This window comes from Pseudescherichia sp. L3 (genome assembly GCF_024656065.1).
In the GTDB taxonomy this organism is placed as follows: domain Bacteria; phylum Pseudomonadota; class Gammaproteobacteria; order Enterobacterales; family Enterobacteriaceae; genus Pseudescherichia.
The window spans coordinates 157,383-176,932 of sequence record NZ_JANKYC010000004.1; the positions used below are offsets into that span (position 1 = coordinate 157,383).

The following is a 19,550-nucleotide window of genomic DNA, read 5'->3' on the forward strand; positions in this document are numbered from 1 at the left end:
CCCGAATAGTGCAGGCGGCTGTGCATTAAATGTGTAATGCGTTATTGCAGTTTACTAGTGCTGGGTAGCCGGGCCACCGACAGCTCGTTTCTCTTCCTCAAGCTCGGCAGCGGACTTGCTCTTCAGCACGGTCCAGATAAGGATAGCGCCCATGATGTCGAACACGGCCAGTACGGCGAACAGCGGGCTGAAGCCGATGGTATCAGCCAGCGCACCGACCACCAGAGCAAACATGGTGCTCGCCGTCCAGGCCGCCATACCGGTCAGGCCGTTAGCAGTAGCCACTTCGTTACGACCAAACACGTCAGAGGAGAGGGTGATCAGAGCCCCAGACAGAGACTGGTGAGCAAAGCCGCCGATACACAGCAGGCCAATCGCCACATACGGGCTGGTGAACAGGCCGATCATGCCTGGGCCAATCATCAGAACCGCACCCATGGTCACTACCATTTTACGGGAGACGATCAGGTTCACGCCAAACCAGCGCTGGAACAGCGGCGGCAGGTAGCCCCCAACGATACAGCCGAGGTCTGCGAACAGCATAGGCATCCAGGCGAACATGGCGATCTCTTTCAGGTTAAAGCCGTAGACTTTAAACATGAACAGCGGGATCCAGGCGTTGAAGGTACCCCAGGCTGGCTCTGCCAGGAAACGCGGCAGCGCGATGCCCCAGAACTGGCGGGTACCCAGAATCTGCCAGACGGTCATCTTCTTACCGTTGTTGGTCTGGTGCTGTGCTTCCTGACCGCCAATGATGTATTCACGTTCTTCTTCAGACAGCTTCTTCTGATCGCGCGGGTGTTTGTAGAAAATCAGCCAGGCCATCGCCCAGGCGAAGCTCAGCACGCCGGAGATAATGAAGGCCAGCTGCCAGCTGTGCATGACGATTGCCCATACCACCAGCGGCGGTGCAATCATCGCCCCGATAGAGGAGCCAACGTTGAAGTAGCCTACGGCGATAGAACGCTCTTTTGCCGGGAACCACTCGGAGGCGGCTTTCAGGCCTGCCGGGATCATCGCAGCTTCAGCGGCACCTACTGCACCACGGGCCAGCGCTAAGCCACCCCAGCTGCCTGCCAGCGCCGTAGCACCGCAGAAGATTGCCCAGGTCACAGCAAAGACGGCGTAGCCTACTTTGGTACCCAGAATATCCAGCACGTAGCCAGCAACCGGCTGCATGATGGTGTAGGCGGCGGAATAAGCCGCGATGATATAAGAGTACTGCTGCGTGGAGATGTGCAGCTCTTCCATTAGCGTTGGCGCAGCCGCAGCAATGGTGTTACGGGTCAGGTAGCCAAGCACGGTGCCCAGCGTCACCAGCGCTATCATGTACCAACGTAAACCTTTAATTTTACGCATGTAAAACCTCATCGTTATGTTATTTCCGCCTTGGGCGGGCCCTCCTCCGGATCGAGCCGGGAGAGGTGTAACGGGGGGCGTAGCCGGGAGTAACTCCCGAAACGGCCCGGACCTTGCCATCAGTGTGCGTGCACAAGTCGGTATCCGTACCGGTAAACTCAGTGATAAATCACCTGTAATGCATTCCGTCGGTATATGTTTCGCGACGGCAGAAAGATAACTTGTCATACAACTTTAAAAGGTGAGTGACATCACAAAAGTGCTTTTCTCTGTGTGGGCATTATTTCCCGTCAGCAAAGCCAGAGCTGGTGCGGGTTAGCGGCGAGTTTACCCCCTTGAGGGTAATTTTTTTGTCAGCGTTTATTGATCTAACTCACGAAAATATCTTCGGTCTATAGAAATTGGTGTGATAACTTTGTCAGCATTGAACGTACGCATCTAACGCACTCGTTTAGAGGAAGACGATAATGACCGCTTTTATGACCGAAGATTTCCTGCTGGATACCGAATTTGCTCGCCGTCTGTACCATGATTACGCGAAAGATCAGCCGATTTTCGACTATCATTGCCACCTGCCGCCGCAGCAGATTGCGGACAACTACCGTTTCAAAAACCTGTATGACATCTGGTTGAAAGGCGATCACTATAAGTGGCGTGCAATGCGTACCAACGGCGTGCCTGAGCGCCTGTGTACCGGCGACGCCTCTGACCGCGAGAAGTTTGACGCGTGGGCCGCCACCGTACCGCACACCATTGGCAACCCGTTATACCACTGGACGCACCTCGAACTGCGCCGCCCGTTTGGTATTACAGGTAAGCTGCTCTCTCCGGCGACCGCCGATGAGATTTGGGAGCAGGGCAATGCGCTGCTGGCCCAGGATAAATTCTCCGCGCGCGGTATCATGCAGCAGATGAATGTGAAGATGGTCGGCACCACCGACGATCCGATCGACTCTCTGGAGCATCATGCCAGCGTGGCTAAAGACACCGACTTCACCATCAAAGTGCTGCCGAGCTGGCGTCCGGATAAAGCGTTCAACATCGAGCTGGCGACCTTTAACGACTACATGGCGAAGCTGGGTGAAGTCTCTGATACCGACATCCGCCGCTTTAGCGATCTGCAATCCGCGCTGACCAAGCGTCTGGATCACTTTGCCGCCCACGGCTGTAAAGTCTCTGACCATGCGCTGGACGTGGTGCTGTTTGCCGAAGCGAGCGAAGCCGAGCTGGACAGCATTCTTGCACGTCGTCTCTCAGGCGAAACCCTGAGCGAACATGAAGTGGCGCAGTTTAAAACTGCGGTGCTGGTCTTCCTCGGCGCAGAATATGCCCGTCGCGAATGGGTACAGCAGTACCACATTGGCGCGCTGCGTAATAACAACCTGCGCCAGTTCAAACTGCTGGGGCCGGATGTTGGCTTCGACTCCATCAACGACCGTCCGATGGCGGAAGAGCTCTCTAAACTGCTGAGCAAGCAGAATGAAGAGAACCTGCTGCCGAAAACCATTCTTTACTGCCTGAACCCGCGCGATAACGAAGTGCTGGGGACTATGATCGGCAACTTCCAGGGTGAAGGTATGCCGGGCAAAATGCAGTTCGGCTCCGGCTGGTGGTTTAACGATCAGAAGGATGGCATGGAGCGTCAGATGACCCAACTGGCACAGCTTGGCCTGTTAAGCCGCTTCGTGGGTATGCTGACCGATAGCCGCAGCTTCCTCTCCTATACCCGTCACGAGTACTTCCGTCGCATCCTGTGCCAGATGATTGGCCGCTGGGTCGCCGCCGGGGAAGCACCGGCAGATATCCAGCTGCTGGGCGAGATGGTGAGAAATATCTGCTTTAACAATGCGCGTGATTACTTCGCGATTGAACTGAACTAAGGCCGTTTGAGGTTGATATGCAATACATCAAGATCCATTCGCTAGATAACGTCGCAGTCGCTCTGGCTGACCTGGCGGAAGGCGCGGAAATTTCTGTCGATAACCACACCGTGCAGCTGCGCCAGCCGGTGGGACGCGGGCATAAGTTTGCCCTGCAGCCCATCCCGCAGGGGCAAAACGTGGTGAAATACGGTCTGCCGATTGGTCACGCCACGGCAGATATCGCAGCGGGTGAATACATTCACTCTCACAATGCGCGCACCAATCTGAGCGATCTGGACGAGTATAGCTATCAACCCGATCTTCAGGCTGTGCAGGCGCAGGCGGCAGATCGTGACGTTGAGATCTACCGCCGGGCCAACGGCGAAGTAGGGATCCGCAATGAGCTGTGGATCCTGCCGACCGTTGGCTGCGTCAACGGCATCGCTCGCCAGATCCAGACCCGTTTCTTAAAAGAGACGCAGAATGCTGAAGGCACCGACGGCGTCTTCCTGTTCAGCCATACCTACGGCTGCTCTCAGCTTGGGGACGACCACGTTAACACCCGCACCATGCTGCAAAACATGGTGCGCCACCCTAACGCGGGTGCGGTGCTGGTGATTGGTCTCGGCTGTGAGAACAACCAGGTTGATGTGTTCCGCGAAACGCTGGGTGATTTCGACCCAGACCGCGTACACTTTATGGTCTGCCAACACCAGGAAGACGAAGTGGAAGCGGGCCTTGAGCATATGCACCAGCTCTATAACGCGATGCGTAATGATAAACGCGAACCGGGCAAGCTGAGCGAGCTGAAATTTGGCCTTGAGTGCGGCGGCTCCGATGGCCTCTCTGGCATCACCGCCAACCCGATGCTGGGTCGCTTCTCGGACTACGTGATCGGCAACGGCGGTACGACCGTGCTGACCGAGGTACCGGAGATGTTTGGTGCCGAGCAGATCCTGATGAGCCACTGCCGCGATGAGTCCACGTTTGAAAAAACCGTCACCATGGTGAACGACTTCAAACAGTACTTTATCGCCCACAACCAGCCGATCTACGAGAACCCATCGCCGGGTAACAAAGCCGGTGGCATTACCACCCTGGAAGAGAAGTCGCTGGGCTGCACCCAGAAAGCAGGGGCCAGCCAGGTGGTTGACGTGCTGCGCTACGGCGAGCGTCTGAAAACCCATGGTCTTAACCTGCTGAGCGCGCCGGGTAACGACGCCGTTGCCACCAGCGCCCTGGCTGGCGCGGGTTGTCATATGGTGCTCTTCTCTACTGGACGCGGTACGCCTTACGGCGGCTTTGTGCCGACGGTGAAAATCGCCACCAACAGCGAGCTGGCGGCGAAGAAAAAGCACTGGATCGACTTCGATGCCGGTCAGCTGATCCACGGCAAACTGATGCCGCAGGTGCTGACCGAGTTTGTGGATACCATCGTTGAGATTGCTAACGGCAAACAGACTTGCAACGAACGCAACGAGTTCCGCGAGCTGGCGATCTTTAAGAGTGGTGTGACGCTGTAAGGCTGATTGCCGGGCGGCACTGCGTTTGTCCGGCCTACAAACTGCGTACTCAATGCAAGCCCGGTAAGCGTCAGCGCTACCGGGCTTTTTTTTAACTGTTTCTTTTTAACTATTTTTTTAACTGCGCAGGGCGTTTTTCGCCAGGCGCTCGTCTTCCGCCATACAGGCCGCGGCGGTAAAGAGCACGTCGGTGGAGGAGTTCAGCGCCGTCTCGCAGGAGTCCTGCAGCACGCCAATAATAAAGCCCACCGCCACTACCTGCATGGCCACATCGTTCGGGATGCCAAACATATTACAGGCCAGCGGGATCAGCAGCAGCGAGCCACCCGCCACGCCGGAAGCACCGCAGGCGCACAGGGAGGCAACTACGCTCAGCAGCAGCGCCGTAGGCAGATCCACCGGAATGCCCAGAGTGTGTACCGCCGCGAGGGTCAGCACCGTAATGGTGATGGCCGCGCCCGCCATATTGATGGTCGCGCCCAGCGGCACGGAGACGGAGTAGGTGTCGCGGTCCAGGTTCAGCTTTTCGCACAGCGCCATGTTAACCGGGATATTAGCCGCCGAGCTGCGCGTGAAGAAGGCGTAGACGCCGCTTTCGCGCAGGCACATCAACACCAGCGGATAGGGGTTACGGCGGATCTTCCAGAACACCAGCAGCGGGTTGATGATCAGCGCTACCAGCAGCATGCAGCCGATCAGAACCACCAGCAGCTGGGCATAGCCAAACAGGGTGTCAAACCCGGTAGTGGCAAGGGTCGAGGCAACCAGGCCGAAGATACCGACAGGAGCAAAGCGGATCACCAGCTGCACCATAAAGGTCACCGCGTTCGAGAAGTCATTGATCAGAGCCTTCGTGCTCTCGTTGCCATGGCGCAGCGCGAAGCCCAGACCCACTGCCCAGACCAGAATGCCAATGTAGTTGGCGTTCAACAGGGCATCGACCGGATTAGAGACCATGCTCATCAACAGGCCGCGTAATACCTCAACGATGCCTGACGGCGGCGTGATCTCTGTCGCGCCGGTAACCAGATGCAGCGTCGAAGGGAACAGGAAGCTGAACACCACCGCCGTCAGCGCGGCGGAGAAGGTACCTAGCAGATAGAGAAACAGAATAGGGCGGATACTGGTTTTCTGCCCGTGCTGATGGTTGGCAATAGAGGCCATAACCAGCATCAGGACCAGCACCGGCGCGACGGCCTTCAGCGCGCCAACGAAGAGGGTGCCAAGCAGCCCCACGGCAATGGCCGCAGGTTTGGAGATCCACGCCAGCAGAATACCGAGCACCAGCCCGACAAGGATCTGTTTTACGAGGCTGCCCTGCATGATATGCCTGAGCAGGCCAGACGGTTGTGTCGCCATGATAGTTCCTTAAGTGAAATTGCGTTCCAGCCGAAGTGTGCTCTATGTCACGTTTATGTCCGGATGTAACTAAATGTTTGCCTGGTTGAGTATATGGAAAGAACTATCGAGGGGAAGTGCAACGTGCTGGATTTTACGTACTGCGTCAAAGTTTTTAACTAATTATTTACATTTTTCCGGGCGGCGCTCACGCCGCCCGGGGTAATGATTATGAGAGCCGCTGTTTCTTGTCGTTCTGATGGTTAACCCAGGCATTGATCAGCAGGGTCACCGCCAGGATACCGCCCACTACACCCAGCGAGATAGCGATCGGGATATGGTAGAAATCGACGATCAGCATCTTGATACCGATAAACACCAGGATCACCGACAGGCCATACTTCAGCATCGCAAAACGTTCCGCCACGCCCGCCAGCAGGAAGTACATCGCACGCAGACCGAGGATCGCGAACAGGTTTGAGGTCAGCACGATAAACGGGTCAGTGGTGACGGCGAAGATCGCCGGGATACTGTCCACCGCAAAGATCACGTCGCTCAACTCCACAAGGATCAGCACCAGCAGCAGCGGCGTAGCGAACAGCAGGCCGTTGCGGCGCACAAAGAAGTGCTCGCTCTCAATGGTATCGGTCATGCGCAGATGGCTGCGCAGCCAGCGCACCATCGGCTTATCGCCAATTCCGGCCTCGTCCTCTTTCGCCAGCGCCATCTTGACCCCGGTAAACAGCAGGAACGCACCGAATACGTAGAGCAGCCATTCGAACTGCGAGATCAGCCAGCTACCGGCGAAGATCATGATGGTACGCAGCACAATCGCGCCCAGTACGCCGTAGATCAGCACCCGACGCTGTAGGGCTGGCGGGATAGAGAAGTAGCTAAACAGCATCAGCCAGACAAAGACGTTATCCACCGCCAGCGCTTTTTCGATCAGGTAGCCGGTGAGGAAGGCGAGCGCCTGCGGATCGGCCACGGCCCGTCCTTCGGTGCTTGCCAGATACCACCAGAAAGCGGCGTTAAACAGCAGGGAGAGGGTAACCCACAGGATCGACCAGCCAGCCGCCTGTTTCATGGTCATGGTATGGGTGCCACGACGGCCATGAAGCAGAAGGTCGATAGCCAGCATGATCACAACCACTACAGCGAATCCGCCCCACAGGAGCGGTGTGCCGACACTATTCATAGAGAGTTCCTTGCAATAAAAACAAAAACGGCCAACGTCGAAAGACGGCAGCCGCTTGTTTTTAGAGCACAGGGCCTCGCCTTTCGGCAAGGTCTCACTTACACCCTGTTGAGGGTGCCCGGCGACCGGATGCGTAAACGCATCGTAATGACGACCTGCCGGCGAAGAAGTTACTCCCCTTTGCTAGTAACAAAATATGTCAGAGCAGAGAGGGCGTCAATGTCAGCCCCCTCCTGTTTTACATACCTTTACGCCGGTGACCTAGTGGCAGGCGTGGTGTCTGCCGGGAACACAACGCCCGTCTGGCGGCGGATCTCGGTCAGCAGCCTGGCGGTAATGCGGCTCACCTCAAGTCCTGCGTGGTTAACCGCGTTCTCATCCACCAGGTGGGCAAACCGCTCCGCTTCATAGAGCATGGTGTTGATATGCTGCGGCTGGGTGATCTCCTGCGGCTTACCGCCCCGGGGCACAAACGACACACGCTGGCACTCGGAGAGATGTTCAATCACCAGCGCGCCATCTTCCCCCTGAATCTCACTTGCCAACGAGGAGTCGCTGACCTTGGAGTGCTGTAATGTGACGCTAAAGTCACCGTAGTTCAGCACCGCCACGCCGTGACCGTCAACGCCGCTCGGCAGCAGGCTGGCACTAGCCTGCACGCTCTGCGGCTCGCCCCACAGCGCCACCGCTGAAGCCAGGCAGTAGAAGCCAATATCCATGATCGAGCCGTTAGAGAAGGCCGGATTGAAGGTATTGGGGTTTTCGCCGTTGAGGTAGCGCGGATAGCGTGAGGAGTACTGGCAGTAGTTGAAGAACACCTTCCGCAGCTTGCCCACCTTCGGCAGCGACTGCTGTACCAGCTGGAAGTTGGGCAGCGCGGCAGTCTTAAACGCTTCAAACAGCACTACACCGTTTTCCCGCGCAACCGCGATGGCCGCCTCGACCTCCTGTAAGTTTGAGGCCAGCGGCTTCTCGCAGATCACATGCTTCTTATGCCGCAAAAAGAGTTCGGTTTGCGGGAAGTGCAGCGAGTTTGGGCTAGCGATATATACCGCGTCGATAGATTCACTCTGGGCCAGGGCGTCGAGCGAGGTAAAGAGATGCTCAACGGGATAATCGCTGGCAAAGTGCTCGGCTTGCTCAAGGCTGCGGGAGTAGACGCCGGTCAGCTTCAGCTTGCCGGTCTCATGGGCGGCATCAACGAACTGGCGGGTGATCCAGTTGGTGCCAACGACTGCGAAACGTATCATAAATCCTTTATGCTCCATCGGGGACAGTCCGCCCAATGTAGCATGTCAGGATGACAAAACGAGTGCGCTATTGCGCAAAATCGCTAAGGGAGCGGTGCGTCAGCCACAGGCGGGTATCGAACTCCAGCTGGTGGTACTGCGGCTCCATATAGCAGCACAGCTGGTAGAAGGCTTTATCGTGCTCCTTCTCCTTCAGGTGCGCGAGCTCGTGGACGGCGATCATGCGCAAGAAAGGCTCCGGTGCGCTGCGAAAGACGGTGGCGATGCGAATCTCCGCCTTGGCCTTCAGCTTGCCACCCTGTACCCGAGAGACGGCGGTATGCAGACCGAGGGCGTTCTTCAGGACGTGGATCTTGTTGTCATAGGCCACCTTGTTAATCGGCGGCGCGTTGCGCAGAAACTCGCTTTTGAGATCCTGGATATAGCCATAGAGCGCCTTGTCGGTGGTGACGCTGTGCTGGCCCGGATAGCGCTTCTCCAGCACCTCGCCAAGGCGATTTTGCGCAATGAGCGACTGCACCTGGGCCAGCAGATTTTCCGGATAGCCCTGGAGATAGAGAAGATTGCTCATTATTGCCCCGCGATAACAGTTAAAAAAGGGTATACTCACGCCCCCGCTCAGGGGACAACACCGAATTTTACCATCCAGGAGGGCCGATGAGCCATTCAGACAACGGTTTCCGTTCACTAAACTTAAAGCGTTTTCCGGAAACGGACGACGTCAACCCGCTGCAGGCGTGGGAAGCAGCCGATGAATATCTGCTGCAGCAGCTGGACGAAACCGAAATCAGCGGCCCGGTCCTGATTTTTAATGATACTTTTGGGGCGCTGGCCTGCGCGCTGGTGGAACATACGCCTTTCAGCATCGGCGACTCCTACTTAAGCGAGCTGGCGACCCGGGAGAACCTGCGTCACAACGAGCTGGATGAGGGCAGCGTCACCTTCCTCGACAGCACCGCCGCCTATCCGGCCGCGCCGGGCGTCGTACTGATCAAGATCCCAAAAACCCTGGCCCTGCTGGAGCAGCAGCTGCGCGCCCTGCGTCAGGTCGTGACGCCAGAGACGCGGATTATCGCTGGCACCAAGGCCCGCGATATCCACAACTCGACGCTGGAGCTGTTCGAGAAGATCCTCGGCCCGACCACCACCACGCTGGCGTGGAAAAAAGCGCGGTTGGTGAACTGTACCTTTAACGCCCCGGCGTTAAACGATGTGCAAGAGACCCTGAGCTGGACGCTGGACGGTACGCCGTGGACTATCCATAACCACGCCAACGTCTTCTCCCGCACCGGGCTGGACATTGGCGCGCGCTTCTTCCTCCAGCACCTGCCGGAAAACCTGGAAGGGGAGATTGTCGATCTCGGCTGCGGTAACGGCGTGATTGGCCTGACCCTGCTGGAGAAGAACCCCGAGGCGCAGGTAGTGTTTGTTGATGAGTCGCCGATGGCGGTGGCCTCCAGCCGCCTGAACGTCGAGACCAACATGCCCGACGCGCAGGATCGCTGCGAGTTTATGATCAACAACGCGCTCTCCGGCGTAGAGCCATACCGCTTCAACGCGGTGTTCTGCAACCCGCCGTTCCACCAGAAGCATGCCCTGACGGATCATATCGCCTGGGAGATGTTCCACCACGCCCGCCGCTGCCTGAAAACCAACGGTGAGCTGTATATCGTGGCTAACCGTCACCTGGACTACTTCCATAAGCTGAAGAAGATCTTCGGCAACTGCACCACCGTCGCCACCAACAGTAAGTTTGTGGTGCTGAAGGCGGTGAAGCTGGCGCGCAGGCGCTGATAGCAGCGTTGCCGGGCGGCACTGCGCTTGCCCGGCCTACGTTGCTTCGGCGTTGCTTAAATCGCTAACGCTAACGTTGTCCCCTGGGCAATGGCGCGGCGGGCGTCCAGCTCCATCGCCACGTCGCAGCCGCCAATCAGATGCACCGTTTTTCCTGCCGCACGTAGCGGATCGGCCAGATCCCGGCGCGGCTCCTGGCCCGCGCAAAGCACAACGTGATCCACCGCCAGCAGCTGCGGTTCGCCGTCGATCAGCACGTGCAGCCCCTCGTCGTCGATCTTCTGATAGCTCACGGACGGGATCATCTTCACCCCTCGCGACAGCAGGGTGGCGCGGTGGATCCAGCCGGTGGTTTTCCCCAGCCCGTCGCCGGGCTTACCGGGCTTACGCTGGAGCATCACAATCTGCCTCGGGCTTTTAGGCTGCACTGCCCCCTCGGGACGCAGGCCTCCTGGCTGCTGTAAACCGGTATCGATTCCCCACTCAACGCAAAACTCGGCAATGTTTTGGCTGGATGGCTCCCCCGGCTGGCTCAGATACATGGCGGTATCAAAGCCAATGCCGCCGCAGCCGATAATGGCCACCTTCGCACCCACCGGCACCTTATCGCGCAGCACCGCCAGGTAAGTCAGCACCTTTGGATGATCGATCCCATCGATCGGCGGGATCCGCGGCTCGATGCCGCAGGCGAGGATCGTCTCGTCAAAGTCGATAAGATCCTCTGCGGTGACCAGCCGGTTGAGCTGCAAACGGATACCGGTAATATCGATCATCCGCCGATAGTAGCGCAGGGTTTCATAGAACTCCTCTTTGCCGGGGATCTGTTTGGCGATATTAAACTGCCCGCCGATCTCCGCCCCGGCATCGAACAGCGTCACCTGATGGCCGCGCTGGGCGGCGTTCACCGCAAAGGCCAGCCCCGCCGGGCCTGCACCAACCACCGCCAGCTTTTTCGCGGTTAACGCCGGAACGATCGGCATGATCGTCTCGTGACAGGCGCGGGGATTAACCAGGCAGGAAGTTACTTTGCCAGCGAAAATCCGATCGAGGCAGGCCTGGTTGCAGCCGATACAGGTATTGATCTCCCCCTCACGGCCGCTCTGCGCCTTCGACAAGATCTCTGCATCGGCGAGAAAAGGGCGGGCCATCGACACCATATCGGCATCGCCGCGCGTCAGCACCTCATCTGCAACGCCGGGATCGTTAATCCGGTTGGTAGTAATCAGCGGCACCGAGACGTGGCCCTTTAGCTTGCGCGTCACCCAGCTAAAAGCGGCGCGCGGCACCGGCGTCGCAATGGTGGGAATGCGCGCCTCGTGCCAGCCAATCCCGGTGTTGATCAGGGTTGCGCCTGCGGCCTCAACGGCTTTTGCCAGCTGCACCGTCTCCTCGAACGTGCCGCCATCCTCAACCAGGTCGAGCATCGACAGGCGGTAGATAATAATAAAATCGCTGCCCACGCGCTGGCGAACGGCGCGCACCACTTCGGTGGCAAAACGCATCCGTCGGGTGTAATCGCCTCCCCACTCATCCTCGCGCTGGTTGGTACGGGCCGCGAGAAATTCGTTAATCAGATACCCCTCAGAGCCCATGATCTCCACCCCGTCGTAGCCCGCCTCGCGGGCAAGCAGGGCGCAGCGGGCAAAATCCTCGATCAGGGCAAGGATCTCATCGGGGGTCAGAGCATGAGGGGTAAAGCGGTTAATGGGGGCTCGAATAGCCGAGGGAGCCACCAGCTGCGGCTGATAGCTATAGCGGCCGGTATGCAGGATCTGCAGGGCGATTTTACCGCCCTCCTGGTGTACCGCCTCGGTGACTAACTGATGATGCGGGAGCTGACTGGCATCGCACAGCGCCGCGCCACCCGCCATCGTCACGCCAGATAGCGCCGGAGCCACGCCACCGGTGACAATCAGCGCCACACCGTGACGGGCGCGCTCGGCGTAAAAAGCGGCGAGGCGCTCAGGACCGTCGGGCCGCTCTTCAAGGCCAGTATGCATCGAACCCATCAGCACGCGGTTTTTTAGGGTGGTAAAGCCCAGATCGAGAGGGGCAAACAGCGACGAATAGCGCATTGTCTCTTCCAGTATAAAATTATTGTTATGTGGTCGGATGAGTTCTAATTTAGCCGTCGCAAGATAAAAGGGAAAAGGCGCGTGAAGCAGTTGTGATGGGATTCAAAGAATGGCGCGAAGGACATTCATAAGGCTATCTTAGCGATGCGCACGAAATGTACTAAATGCAATCGATAAAACCATACAATATAAGTGGTTAATTTTGACTGAGGATTTACGCGTGATGTTTGGCTCTATTGAGGTAATCAGCAATGGCAACTCTTGCCCGTAGGGTGGCGAAAACAGCGCTCTTTACCCTTCTTTTTTGCCTGTGTGCAAAAGTAATTGATGCATCGGCATTTATCAGCGAAGAGACAACATCGAATTTTTCACAGTGGATGTACGGTTATGCAAGCCAGGACAATTTTGACGATCTCTGGTTTTACGTGAACGTCGGTGGTTCACTGCTGGTCGCGATAGTGCTCTATAACATCATTATGCAGAGCCTACGTTTTTTCACTAAATAGTGGCGTTGGCCCCCATCTGAAAACGGGGGCCAACGTAGTCAGGCTTTTTCAGTGGAGACGTTCAGGGCCGCCAGCGCCAGCCCGGCAGCTTTTAGCACCTGCTCGCACTGTTCAACCGTCAGGGTTAACGGCGGTTCGATACGAATGGTTTTAGCATTGTTCAGCGTGCCCGCCACCAGAACGCGCTGGCGGAACATCTCGCTGGCAAAGTTATATCCACTCTCGTTATCGACAAACTCAATCGCCATCAGCATCCCTTTCCCGCGCACGTCGTGCACCAGCGCCGGGTACTGACGCGCCAGCAGGCGGAAGCCGTCCAGCAGCATGTCACCTTTCTGCTCGGCCTGCGCCGGGAGGTTCTCCTCCAGCAGCACGTTGATGGTCGCCAGCGCTGCCGCACAGGCCAACGGGTTACCGCCAAAGGTGGTGGTGTGCAGGAAGGGGTTGTCGAACAGCACCGAGAACACCTCTTCGGTAGCGATCGTCGCGCCGATAGGCATTACGCCGCCGCCGAGGGCCTTGGCAAGGCAGAGAATATCCGGCTGCACGTTCTCATGCTCGCAGGCGAACATCCTGCCGGTACGACCCATGCCGGTCTGCACTTCATCAAAAATCAGCAGCGCGCCGAACTCATCGCACAGATTACGCACGGCAGGCAGGTATCCCACTGGTGGCAGGATCACGCCACCTTCGCCCTGAATCGGCTCCAGGATCACCGCCGCCACGTCATCGCCGGTTTTATGGCACTCAGAGAGCAGAGTACGCATGGCCTCGATATCGCCAAAGGGAACATGGCGGAAGCCCGGCAGCAGCGGCATAAAGGGTTTACGGAAGGCGGATTTTGCCGTCGCAGACAGCGCCCCGAGAGACTTACCGTGGAATGCGCCGCTGGTGGCGACAAAGGTAAACTTGCCGCGCGGCGACTGATACGCCTTCGCCAGCTTGAGGGCCGCCTCAACCGACTCGGTGCCGCTGTTGCTAAAGAAGCTGTACTTGAGTTTGCCCGGTGCGAGGGCAGCGAGGGTTTTTGCCAGCATGGCCCGGAGCGGATCGAGCAGCTCCTGGCTGTGAAGCGGTTGTTTCGCGAGCTGATTCTGTACGGCGGAAACCACAACTGGATTACGGTGCCCCACGTTAAAAATGCCAAATCCACCCAGGCAATCTAAAAACTCCTGTCCCTGGGTGTCGACAAGCGTATTGAGACTTCCTGCTTGCCACTCTACGGCCCCGTAATCCCCGCCAGCAGTAACAGACTTGCGGTACTCTAAAAATCCAGGATTAACATGCTCTTTAAAGTAATCAATCACCTCTCGGTTAAGTTCTTTCATCTCCTCATGATCAAGCGTTCGCTTCTCAATGAGATTCAGGGCGTGTGCGCTACAGGCGAGGGCCGATGCGCTGGAAGGTAACCTGTTCAAAATGAGCTCCCGGGGATGGCGTATCACGCGATACTGCATAAATTATTGCAGGGATTACGCCACTTCGGCACGGGTAGCAAAAATCGGGATAAACGCCAGGTAAAAACAGCGTTGCACAAAATTTAATCATGCCAATGATGTCGCCAGAGAATAGCCACTGGGCTTTTATTGAAGGATTTTGCAGGTTTACGGCAGCGGCTGCACCAGGGTAGTGCAAAGCATGCTACGCCAACGGGCAGGGCGAATACGCCTTTTTAGGTAGTTTCGTTGTGAAAGTATTTGAAATCAATATATTAGAAAAACGTATAAAAAGTGCGGTTTAGTGATTTTTTGCGATCGCGATCGGTTTTAACAACTAAAGATAAATTTTTTACCGCCGAAAAATGATTAGTCTAAAAAATTAACATATAACACCTGCAAGGAATGCCCGCCATGTCCTCTCAACGCTATGTCACCCAGAATGAGTACACCCTGGACGATGACACCACCCTGATGTCCACCACCGATCTGCAAAGCTACATAACCCATGCTAATGACACCTTTGTGCAGGTGAGCGGCTATACGCTTAACGAGCTGCTGGGTCAGCCGCACAATCTGGTGCGCCATCCGGATATGCCGAAAGCGGCCTTTGCCGACATGTGGTACACGCTCCAGCAGGGCGAGCCGTGGAGCGGCATTGTGAAAAACCGCCGTAAAAATGGCGATCACTACTGGGTGCGAGCTAACGCGGTGCCGGTGGTGCGTAACGGTCAAACGACGGGCTATATGTCGATTCGTAACCGGGCGACACCGGAAGAGATTGCTGCCGTTGAGCCGCTCTACAGGGCGCTGAATGAAGGGCGCTGCAACAGGCGGATCCACAAGGGGCTGGTGGTGCGTAAAGGCTGGCTCGGCAAGCTACCGGCCATGCCGCTGCGCTGGCGGGTACGCGGCGTGATGGCCGTGCTGTTTGCGCTGCTCGCGGCCTCGCTCACGTTAAGCCATGTTGGCTGGAGCGCGCTGGCGGCCAGTGCGGCAGTGATGCTGCTGGGAACGTGGCTGTTTGAGCAGCAGATCGTCCGCCCTATAGAGAACGTAGCGCGCCAGGCGCTGAAGGTTGCCACCGGCGAGCGTAACAGCGTGGAGCATCTCAACCGCAGCGACGAGCTGGGGCTTACCCTGCGCGCGGTCGGCCAGCTGGGCCTGATGTGCCGCTGGTTAATTCATGATATTTCTGGTCAGGTGGCCAGCGTGCGTAACGGCAGCGAACGCCTGGCCCAGGGTAATGAAGATCTTAACGATCGCACCCGTCAGACGGTCAGCAACGTTCAGCAGACCGTGGCCACCATGAACCAGATGGCGGCGTCGGTGCAGAGTAACTCCGAAACCGCCGCCGAGGTCGATAAGCTGTCGATGGCAGCGAGTACGGCGGCGAGCGAAGGCGGAGAAGCGATGCAGACGGTGGTGAAAACCATGGATGACATTGCCAACAGCACGCAGCGCATCGGCTCTATCACCTCGCTTATTAATGATATCGCTTTCCAGACCAATATCCTGGCGCTCAATGCGGCGGTTGAAGCGGCCCGCGCTGGAGAGCAGGGCAAAGGCTTTGCCGTGGTGGCCGGAGAGGTTCGTCACCTGGCAAACCGCAGCGCTAACGCGGCGAATGATATCCGCAAGCTAATCGATGCCAGCGCCAGCAAGGTACAGTCCGGCGCGGATCAGGTTCACGCCGCTGGGCGTACCATGGATGATATCGTGGAGCAGGTGAAAAACGTGACCCGTCTGATTGCCCAGATCAGCCACTCTACCTCGGAGCAGGCGACGGGGCTGTCAGAGCTCACCCGGGCGGTGGCCGAGCTGGACGGCATAACGCAGAAAAATGCCGAGCTGGTCGAGGAGAGCGCGCAGATTTCGGCGATGGTTAAGCATCGCGCTAACCGTCTGGAAGATGCCGTTACCGTTCTACATTAATTAGCACAGCTTATTCATGCCGCCAGGTTGATCGCAACCGGGCGGCTTTTTTTTTGCATTTGTGTAATTGAATTTTAATATATTTGTTAAATTGTGCTACTTACGCTCATATAACGATCGATGCTCTGCCATTAATAGCCTGCGCCTATTTATCAAAGGATATATCAACTATAAAAGCGATCAAAGTCATAAAGTTAGCTGCTCCGTTACCGATAACGTGATCGTCTTAAAGATAATCATTTTGATGGAGTATATATGTTCTTACATGACGTAAAGATTGGGACAAAGTTATTTCTGGCATTCGGATTCTTTATTGTATTAATGGTAGCCAGCTCCTGCCTTTCACTATTTAGCCTGAACCGCGCAAATAACGGCATGCAGACTATTGTGAACAGTGATTATCCCACCACGGTCAAAGCGAACCAGCTTATCGACAAGTTTCAGACCTTTGTTAGCACCCAGCAGCTGATGCTGCTGGATAGCGAAGGGAAGTGGAACGACAGCATGCAGCAGCAGCTGACCGGCATTAGCGGCGAAATCACGGTACTGCTGGACACCCTGACAAAACAGCTCGATGACCCTCAGGCACAGAAGATCCTTACTGACCTGCGCGGGGTACGTCAGCAGTATCTCGACTCTCGCTTCCGCATTCTGGAGGCGGTGAAGGTCGGTAACCGGGAAGCCGCTGTTCAGGAGATGATGAACACCACCGTGCCTATCCAGAACGCCTATAAGCAGAAGGTGCTGGAGCTGATCGCGATTCAGGACGCGCGGATGCGTGATGCGGGTAAGCAGGTCGACAGCGACTTCAACACCAACCGCCTGATGCTGATCCTGCTGGCGGTGGTCAGCATCGGTATCGCTGTGTTGATGGGGACCGTCATTGTGCGTGCCATTACCCGCCCGCTGGGACAGGCAGTGGATCTGGCGGAGGCGATTGCCGCCGGGGATCTGACTCATTCGATTGAGGTGAAGCATCGCGACGAGACCGGCGTTCTACTTAGCGCACTGATGGCCATGAAGACCCGCCTGCTGGAGATTGTGCAGGAGGTGCAGTACGGCTCAGAGAATATCTCCAGCGCCGCTGCGCAAATCGTGGCCGGTAATCAGGATCTGGCGGCCCGCACCGAAGAGCAGGCCAGCTCTGTGGAGCAGACCGCAGCCTCGATGGAGCAGATCACCGCCACGGTGAAAAATACCGCCAGTCACACTACTGAAGCGACCCAGCTCTCCGCCGACGCGGCGACGGTGGTAAAAACCAATGGCGCGATGATGAAACAGGTAACGGAGAAGATGCGCGTTATCAATGATACCTCCAGCCGCATGTCCGACATCATCAACCTGATTGACGCCATCGCTTTCCAGACCAATATTCTGGCGCTCAACGCGGCGGTTGAAGCGGCGCGCGCAGGCGAGCACGGACGCGGCTTCGCGGTGGTGGCCGGAGAAGTACGCCAGCTGGCGCAGAAAAGTGCCTCATCGGCGAATGATATTCGCCAGCTAATCGAGGACTCCACGACCCAGGCGCGGGAAGGGATGGCGCTGGTGGAAAAAGCGGGTGGGCTGATCAGCGGCATGGTGAGCAACGTTGAAGAGATGGATACCATTCTGCGGCAAATTGGCCACGCCAGCCATGAGCAGACGGAAGGGATCTCGCAGATTAACAGTGCCATTGGCCTGATCGACGCCACCACCCAGCAGAACTCCAGCCTGGTGGAGGAGTCCGTAGCAGCAGCGGCGTCGCTGAACGAGCAGGCGCAGCACCTGAAAGCCCTGATCAAGGTATTCCGCGTTAGCCAGACAGAGGCGACCGCTTAATCCATCTGGGAGATCTCCAGCGCCGCCCGGTCGATCACGCCGATGATCTGTTTCAACTGGGCGGGGCTGATCTCTTCGTGGTTCACCTTCAGATCCAACACCGCTTTGAAGTTATCCAGGGCACGTTTCATCTGCGGATTTTTGCGTAGCTGGTGCCCGACGCCGCGCGCTTTAATCCGCTCCTGAATATGCACGAGATGCTCCTGGTTCTCCTCCAGCCACTGCTGGCCTGCCTCGGTAATGGCAATCCTCTTACGGCCGCTCTCCTCTTCGCTCATCTCAATAAACGCCTGCTCCTGCAGGAAGTCGAGGGTCGGGTAGATTACGCCGGGGCTGGGGGTATAGTGGCCCTGGGTCAGGTTTTCGATCTCTTTGATCAGCTCATAGCCGTGGCTGGCATTGCGGGTCAGGATATCTAACACCACCAGCCGCAGCTCGCCGTGACCGAAGAAGCGCTGACGGCGTCCGCCGCCGTGGCCGTGATGATGGTGGGGACGATCTTCAGTATGGTGCATGATTACAGCCTCTCTTTTGATATATCTAAATTGTGTCTAAAGTAAGTCTATACGCTGAAATCACTGCTTGTCTAACGCTATCAAAAAAAATCTTGCAATCTTTCTAATCAGCAATCATTATCATTTAAAATTTATTTAGATATATCGTATTCCACTTGGGATGGCTAACATGACGAAACAAAATCGACGTTATCCGCAGCGCGTGCGTAATGAGTTGCGCTTCCGTGAGCTGACGGTGCTGCGCGTGGAGCGCATCGGAGCAGGGTTCCAGCGTATCGTGCTGGGAGGAGAGGCGCTGGCGGGTTTTAGCAGCCGGGGCTTTGACGATCACACTAAGGTATTCTTCCCGGAGCCGGGCCAGCCGTTTGTGCCGCCGACGGTAACGGAAGAGGGCATTGTTTGGGGTGACGGCGTGCGTCCCGCCTCACGCGACTACACCCCGCTCTACGACGAAGCCCGTCATGAACTGAGCCTCGACTTTTTCATTCACGACGGCGGCGTCGCCAGCCGCTGGGCCGAGAACGCCCAGCCAGGGGATACCCTGACCATCGGCGGGCCACGCGGTTCGCTGGTGGTGCCGGAAGATTATGCCTGGCAGCTCTACGCCTGCGACGAGAGCGGCATGCCTGCGCTACGCCGTCGCCTGGAGGCGCTGCGCCAGCTGGCGGAACGCCCGCAGGTAACGGCCATTGTTACTATCGGCGACGAGCGCTATAAGGATTATCTCGCCCATCTGGACGAGTTTGCTATCGAGTGGATTGTGGGTCATAGCGAAAAGGCGCTGGATCGGCGTCTGGCACAGGTAAGCGTCCCGCAGGACGATTACTATATCTGGCTGACCGGGGAAGGGAAGGTCGTGAAAAACGTCAGCCGCCGGTTTGAGACTGACGCTATCGATCCGCAGCTGGTGCGCGCTGCCGCCTACTGGCACGCTAAGTAAC

General features: G+C 57.1%; 15 protein-coding genes. 7 read left to right on the forward strand and 8 right to left on the reverse strand.

Annotated features, from left to right (window positions below; all coding sequences use genetic code 11):
* Nucleotides 1-54: 54 nt before the first annotated feature.
* A complete protein-coding gene (locus NR795_RS18225; protein ID WP_222889507.1) occupies nucleotides 55-1,359 on the reverse strand; it encodes an MFS transporter in 1,305 nt (434 codons plus the stop codon).
* A 467-nt stretch (nucleotides 1,360-1,826) separates the two neighbouring features.
* Between NR795_RS18225 and uxaC the strand changes: the two genes are divergently transcribed.
* Together uxaC and NR795_RS18235 are read left to right on the forward strand one after the other, a co-directional pair.
* Entirely contained in the window at nucleotides 1,827-3,239 is a 1,413-nt protein-coding gene (uxaC, locus tag NR795_RS18230) for a glucuronate isomerase (RefSeq protein WP_144817533.1), read from the forward strand.
* A gap of 17 nt (nucleotides 3,240-3,256) precedes the next feature.
* Nucleotides 3,257-4,744, forward strand: coding sequence for a UxaA family hydrolase (locus NR795_RS18235; protein ID WP_144817534.1), 1,488 nt, complete (start codon nucleotides 3,257-3,259; stop codon nucleotides 4,742-4,744).
* Nucleotides 4,745-4,861: 117 nt separating this feature from the next.
* Here NR795_RS18235 and sstT read toward each other — a convergent pair whose 3' ends face one another.
* The 4 genes from sstT to NR795_RS18255 form a co-directional block, all read right to left on the reverse strand.
* Entirely contained in the window at nucleotides 4,862-6,103 is a 1,242-nt protein-coding gene (sstT, locus tag NR795_RS18240) for a serine/threonine transporter SstT (RefSeq protein WP_257758947.1), read from the reverse strand.
* 208 nt (nucleotides 6,104-6,311) lie between these two features.
* Nucleotides 6,312-7,280, reverse strand: coding sequence for a TerC family protein (locus NR795_RS18245; protein WP_144817536.1), 969 nt, complete (start codon nucleotides 7,278-7,280; stop codon nucleotides 6,312-6,314).
* 248 nt (nucleotides 7,281-7,528) lie between these two features.
* Nucleotides 7,529-8,530, reverse strand: coding sequence for a Gfo/Idh/MocA family protein (locus tag NR795_RS18250; RefSeq protein WP_257758948.1), 1,002 nt, complete (start codon nucleotides 8,528-8,530; stop codon nucleotides 7,529-7,531).
* A gap of 67 nt (nucleotides 8,531-8,597) precedes the next feature.
* Nucleotides 8,598-9,101, reverse strand: coding sequence for a YgjP-like metallopeptidase domain-containing protein (locus NR795_RS18255; protein ID WP_144817538.1), 504 nt, complete (start codon nucleotides 9,099-9,101; stop codon nucleotides 8,598-8,600).
* 86 nt (nucleotides 9,102-9,187) lie between these two features.
* Between NR795_RS18255 and rlmG the strand changes: the two genes are divergently transcribed.
* Entirely contained in the window at nucleotides 9,188-10,324 is a 1,137-nt protein-coding gene (rlmG, locus tag NR795_RS18260) for a 23S rRNA (guanine(1835)-N(2))-methyltransferase RlmG (RefSeq protein ID WP_144817539.1), read from the forward strand.
* Nucleotides 10,325-10,380: 56 nt separating this feature from the next.
* Here the strand turns inward: rlmG and NR795_RS18265 are convergent, their stop codons facing one another.
* On the reverse strand, nucleotides 10,381-12,399 hold the full coding sequence (locus tag NR795_RS18265) for an NADPH-dependent 2,4-dienoyl-CoA reductase (protein ID WP_257758949.1): 2,019 nt from the start codon (nucleotides 12,397-12,399) through the stop codon (nucleotides 10,381-10,383).
* A gap of 251 nt (nucleotides 12,400-12,650) precedes the next feature.
* Here NR795_RS18265 and NR795_RS18270 point away from each other — a divergent pair, with 251 nt between their 5' ends.
* Nucleotides 12,651-12,905 (forward strand): hypothetical protein, encoded by a 255-nt coding sequence (locus tag NR795_RS18270; RefSeq protein WP_257758950.1) that lies wholly within the window; start codon nucleotides 12,651-12,653, stop codon nucleotides 12,903-12,905.
* Nucleotides 12,906-12,943: 38 nt separating this feature from the next.
* Here the strand turns inward: NR795_RS18270 and ygjG are convergent, their stop codons facing one another.
* A complete protein-coding gene (ygjG, locus tag NR795_RS18275; RefSeq protein WP_257758951.1) occupies nucleotides 12,944-14,323 on the reverse strand; it encodes a putrescine aminotransferase in 1,380 nt (459 codons plus the stop codon).
* 432 nt (nucleotides 14,324-14,755) lie between these two features.
* On the opposite strand from ygjG, the gene NR795_RS18280 reads away from it, so the two are divergent.
* Both NR795_RS18280 and NR795_RS18285 read left to right on the forward strand, forming a co-directional pair.
* On the forward strand, nucleotides 14,756-16,276 hold the full coding sequence (locus NR795_RS18280; protein ID WP_257758953.1) for a PAS domain-containing methyl-accepting chemotaxis protein: 1,521 nt from the start codon (nucleotides 14,756-14,758) through the stop codon (nucleotides 16,274-16,276).
* Nucleotides 16,277-16,531: 255 nt separating this feature from the next.
* On the forward strand, nucleotides 16,532-18,094 hold the full coding sequence (locus NR795_RS18285; RefSeq protein ID WP_257758954.1) for a methyl-accepting chemotaxis protein: 1,563 nt from the start codon (nucleotides 16,532-16,534) through the stop codon (nucleotides 18,092-18,094).
* Here NR795_RS18285 and NR795_RS18290 read toward each other — a convergent pair.
* Complete coding sequence (locus NR795_RS18290) at nucleotides 18,091-18,609, reverse strand: PadR family transcriptional regulator (RefSeq protein WP_238082891.1); 519 nt, start codon at nucleotides 18,607-18,609, stop codon at nucleotides 18,091-18,093. The two genes, NR795_RS18285 and NR795_RS18290, sit on opposite strands and share 4 nt — an antisense overlap.
* Nucleotides 18,610-18,778: 169 nt before the next feature.
* Here NR795_RS18290 and NR795_RS18295 point away from each other — a divergent pair, with 169 nt between their 5' ends.
* Nucleotides 18,779-19,549 (forward strand): siderophore-interacting protein, encoded by a 771-nt coding sequence (locus NR795_RS18295; protein WP_257758955.1) that lies wholly within the window; start codon nucleotides 18,779-18,781, stop codon nucleotides 19,547-19,549.
* The last annotated feature ends 1 nt before the right edge of the window (nucleotide 19,550 follow it).

Coding starts and splice junctions, on each gene's coding strand:
- NR795_RS18225 (WP_222889507.1), bottom strand. CDS start 1,359: ATGCGTAAAATTAAAGGTTTACGTTGGTACATGATAGCGCTGGTGACG.
- uxaC (WP_144817533.1), top strand. CDS start 1,827: ATGACCGCTTTTATGACCGAAGATTTCCTGCTGGATACCGAATTTGCT.
- NR795_RS18235 (WP_144817534.1), top strand. CDS start 3,257: ATGCAATACATCAAGATCCATTCGCTAGATAACGTCGCAGTCGCTCTG.
- sstT (WP_257758947.1), bottom strand. CDS start 6,103: ATGGCGACACAACCGTCTGGCCTGCTCAGGCATATCATGCAGGGCAGC.
- NR795_RS18245 (WP_144817536.1), bottom strand. CDS start 7,280: ATGAATAGTGTCGGCACACCGCTCCTGTGGGGCGGATTCGCTGTAGTG.
- NR795_RS18250 (WP_257758948.1), bottom strand. CDS start 8,530: ATGATACGTTTCGCAGTCGTTGGCACCAACTGGATCACCCGCCAGTTC.
- NR795_RS18255 (WP_144817538.1), bottom strand. CDS start 9,101: ATGAGCAATCTTCTCTATCTCCAGGGCTATCCGGAAAATCTGCTGGCC.
- rlmG (WP_144817539.1), top strand. CDS start 9,188: ATGAGCCATTCAGACAACGGTTTCCGTTCACTAAACTTAAAGCGTTTT.
- NR795_RS18265 (WP_257758949.1), bottom strand. CDS start 12,399: ATGCGCTATTCGTCGCTGTTTGCCCCTCTCGATCTGGGCTTTACCACC.
- NR795_RS18270 (WP_257758950.1), top strand. CDS start 12,651: ATGGCAACTCTTGCCCGTAGGGTGGCGAAAACAGCGCTCTTTACCCTT.
- NR795_RS18280 (WP_257758953.1), top strand. CDS start 14,756: ATGTCCTCTCAACGCTATGTCACCCAGAATGAGTACACCCTGGACGAT.
- NR795_RS18285 (WP_257758954.1), top strand. CDS start 16,532: ATGTTCTTACATGACGTAAAGATTGGGACAAAGTTATTTCTGGCATTC.
- NR795_RS18290 (WP_238082891.1), bottom strand. CDS start 18,609: ATGCACCATACTGAAGATCGTCCCCACCATCATCACGGCCACGGCGGC.
- NR795_RS18295 (WP_257758955.1), top strand. CDS start 18,779: ATGACGAAACAAAATCGACGTTATCCGCAGCGCGTGCGTAATGAGTTG.